The sequence below is a fragment of the Mycobacterium sp. TH-M11 genome, from assembly GCF_057473725.1.
Map to the genome: position 1 here is coordinate 1 of NZ_JBYCLD010000487.1, position 1,683 is coordinate 1,683.

The 1,683-nt window shown below is 62.6% G+C and carries 2 protein-coding genes; one reads left to right on the plus strand and one right to left on the minus strand.

Features of this window, described 5'->3' with window-relative positions:
• Positions 1–992 precede the first annotated feature (992 nt).
• Entirely contained in the window at positions 993–1,310 is a 318-nt protein-coding gene (locus AC2VOG_RS18745; protein WP_486941335.1) for a helix-turn-helix domain-containing protein, read from the minus strand.
• 143 nt (positions 1,311–1,453) lie between these two features.
• Between AC2VOG_RS18745 and AC2VOG_RS18750 the strand changes: the two genes are divergently transcribed.
• Positions 1,454–1,588: a toxin-antitoxin system HicB family antitoxin gene (locus AC2VOG_RS18750; protein WP_486941336.1), complete on the plus strand. Its 135-nt coding sequence runs from the start codon at positions 1,454–1,456 to the stop codon at positions 1,586–1,588.
• The last annotated feature ends 95 nt before the right edge of the window (positions 1,589–1,683 follow it).

A 1,683-nucleotide genomic window follows, 5' to 3' on the forward strand; every position in this document is an offset into this window, starting at 1 on the left:
GCGCCTCGGCGCGCAAGCCGACCGGGGTGACCTTCAGAGACGGCGCAGGGGCGGTCATAGGAAAATAGTAACGGCGGTGACGGGGCTGGATTCGCACCTTCGCGCCTGACCTCGCCGTCAGGCGTCGGGATATTTGCTATACAAAAATTCTGCCCAATTCAGGAATTTATGGGCGGTAGCTGGTCGGTGAACGTCGCACAGGGCTAGACCTCGCGCACGCTTTCCACAACCGTCCGGGCTGCCGCGCGCAAGGCGGGTGTTGAGTTCGGGACGGGTGGGCGCGGCGGGCGCGTTCAGCTTGCATGGTCAGGTCGCCAATCCAACGCCCACGGAACCATCTGGGGTGCGATTGAAGCCAAGGGCATGGAGTTAGAGGGCTCGACGGCCTACCGGTTCCGCCTCGGCGTAACCACAACGCAGTTGGCTGAAATCCTCTGGCGTGGTGCTGGCTGGCCGCCGCACTGGGGCACGTACATACTGCACAATCGGCGCCCTGAGCACGCGGTGAAACAGAACTCGGTGCGGCTGCGACTGGCAAGCCACAGCAGCGAAGTTCTCGGCGGCTACATTCAGATTGCAGGGATCGAGTTTCTCATCTCCTTCGAAATGCCTCCTGCGCCAAGGGCTTACCGACCCTGCGGCATGACTATCCAGCGAGTCGGTTTCCCCCTTCGCGGCTGGAAGATGTCGCCTTCGCCTGGCCCGAGCTCGGCCACTCCATCATCAATGTGGTCAGTCAAGTACCACCGAACGTGGACTTCTCTAAGCCGCCGACTCCTTACGCCGCCGGCATGGCCAGCCAGCAGGTGCCCGGCTCGTTGAGCGTGAGCAGCGGACAGCAGCAGGAAACTCCATGGGCGAATAATGCGTGCTAGCGGCCGTTGCCCGTTGGTCGTGTTCGCCCCAACTGAAGTCGCGGAGACGCGACCCCAACGCGCTGGACATGTACGCCCGCATCGCTGATGGTCCCGGTAGTAGATCCTCGAGCGGGATCACTTCCGTGTCGTCGAAGTGGAAGTAGATGACGTCGAGGCCGTGGCAGAGTGGACCACGTCGGGGTCGACGGTATAGCGGATCATCGCACCGACCGCTTCTGCGTAACGATTGATGGTGGCCATCGTCGGATTAGTGCCCCCCGACTCGAAGCGGGCCACAACACTGCGATCGACCCCCATTTTTCGGGCGACTTCTGCCGGCTTGAGGCCGAATCGGTGACGCGCAGCAATCAGTTCGCGGATCAGATGGTTTTCTGAGCGTGCAAGATCGATGCTGAGTCTGTCATCGGCTGACAGCTCGTCCATGATGCCCATTCGTCAGGCTCCTCCTACCCGCGAGCCACGGCATGGGTTTACCGCGGAATTCAAACGCTTTGACCCGGTCGCCGACGGGTGCACTGTAGTCGTGGCCATGGGCGTCAAAGGGCAGCCAGTGCTGAGCCGCTACAACGGCAACGGTGTTCATCCGCACCGCACCGGACCTACATCGGCGGCTCACCCGTGAAGCCGCCGAGCGGGGTGTGTCGGTGAACCAGTGGGCGGTCCATGGCCACGAGTATTCCCCTGCGCGACAAGGGATTACAGTTGCATAGGGCCACATCCCCTGGTCAGGCGGTGCCCTCTAGGGAACCACCGGTACCACCACAATCCGGCGGTTGGCGCTGTGCCAGAACGCGTCCAGGGCGGC

Excerpts from the sequence above, each read along its gene's own strand:
- AC2VOG_RS18745 (WP_486941335.1), bottom strand. The coding sequence starts at position 1,310 with ATGGGCATCATGGACGAGCTGTCAGCCGATGACAGACTCAGCATCGAT.